The following is a 1,648-nucleotide window of genomic DNA, read 5'->3' on the forward strand; positions in this document are numbered from 1 at the left end:
CACATAGGTCAGGGTGATGTCGTCCCGGGCCGCGATGGCGTCGGTGCGGGCGTCGGCGAGGAGCTGGCGGAGGGAGTCCAGCAGTGTTTCGGTGGCGCCGGAGGTCCACGATTCGTGGATGCGTGGTGGGGCGTCGATCAGGCCGTATTTCGGGCCGGCGATGCGGAGCAGGAGGCGCATGGTGGGTTCGGTGATCCACAGCGGGCCGGTCTCCTCCCGGTCCCCCAGCGGGCTCGGGCCGTTCGTGTGCCGCCAGGCCGGGGGGTCGATGAGGTAGACCCCGGCCCGCTTGCGGTCGTGCTCACCTCCCAACTGGTGCTCGAGGCGGCCGATCGGCAGCCACGTCTTGAACGCGGACAGGTACGCGGCGTTGACGTCCAGCGCGGTCACCGTGAGTTCGCCGTCCGGGGTACGGCGCAGTCCGGGGTGCCGCCAGGAGGGGCGGGCCTCCCAGACCAGATCCGCCTCCCGCTTGCTGGGCTTGGTGAAAATGGGCGGGAGCGCCGGGTAGGAGGTGTGCTCGTAGCGGGCCGTACGCCGCGTCGCCGCGAACAGGGCCATGACGTCCGGGATCGCGCGCTTGATCAAGGCCTGGGTCGCGGCGTCCGCGTCCCCGCCGGCGCGCTCCAGCTCGGTGACGACAGCCGCGGTGATCTTCTCGCTCAGTTCGGAGCGGGTCTGTTCCGCGGTGGTGGTCTTGGGCCGGTTCTGGTGCCGGTGGTGCGCGGCACGGGCCTGCCGGGCTGCTGGGCTCTCGGGCGCGGCAGTGGCTGCCGGAGGTGGCGCCGGGGCGGAGTGGGGGGCTGCGGGCGACTCCTGCGGCGGTGCGGGGGCGGGGTAGCGGTCGGCGAGCCCTCGCAGGAGGCGGGTGTAGGTGGCGCGGTGTTCTCCGGTGGGGGTGGTCTCCCCCGCCTCCCACTTCGCGAGGGTTCCCGGGGCGATACCGACCGCGGCGGCGACCTGGGTGCGGGACAGCCCTCCGGCGGTGCGCAGCCGGGCCCGTTCGGCGGGGTCAGGGAGGGGGTCGGCCTGGGCGAGCAGGGCCTCGATCGGGTCCGGGTCGGCGGAGGTCATCGCGTCTCCTCGGCGGCGGGGAGGGTGGTTCGGGTGCCGCCGATGGTGTCGGCGCGGCGGTGTTCGGGGAGCCGGCGGACGGCGTGGTCCATCCCGCACAGCAGGTCGGCCGGTCCCATGCCGTAGTGAGCGGCCAGGTGGTGGAGGTCTTTCAGAGACCACGGGCGGGTACCGGCTTGCTTGCGGGAGACCTGGCTGCGGACGATGCCCAGAGCGTCAGCGAGGTCCGCGTGCCGTTCACCGGTCGCCCGCAGCAGGGCCGCGATCGTGTCGCGCAAGTCGCGCTCCGTAGACGTCATATGCCAAATATACACGTGGGGTTACCTTTTGGCAACTTGCTGGTGGGGGGCGGTTCACCGACAGGGCGCGGCGCGTGATGCCGGTGGCGAGGCTGAGTGAACCGCCGTGCGCGGGTGGGGCGATGAGGTGCAGAGAGGGCATGACGGACACCACCACCACGGCAACAGCGAACAAGTCGGCCACCACCCCTGCCCCCTGGACCCCGCAGCAGGACGACGGCCAGGACGACCGGGAGCAGCTGCCGCTCGCCGTCCCGACCGGCCTCGTGGACGCA

2 protein-coding genes are annotated in these 1,648 nt (G+C 72.5%); both read right to left on the minus strand.

Features of this window, described 5'->3' with window-relative positions; translation table 11 throughout:
• Positions 1-1,074, minus strand: a 1,074-nt coding sequence (locus PJ985_RS23125) for a helix-turn-helix domain-containing protein (protein WP_271685841.1), incomplete at its 3' end; no start/stop codon positions are given.
• Entirely contained in the window at positions 1,071-1,373 is a 303-nt protein-coding gene (locus tag PJ985_RS23130; RefSeq protein WP_271685842.1) for a helix-turn-helix domain-containing protein, read from the minus strand. The genes PJ985_RS23125 and PJ985_RS23130, both read right to left, overlap by 4 nt.
• Between the last annotated feature and the right edge of the window lie 275 nt (positions 1,374-1,648).

The organism is Streptomyces sp. ACA25, assembly GCF_028200735.1.
Lineage (GTDB): Bacteria > Actinomycetota > Actinomycetes > Streptomycetales > Streptomycetaceae > Streptomyces.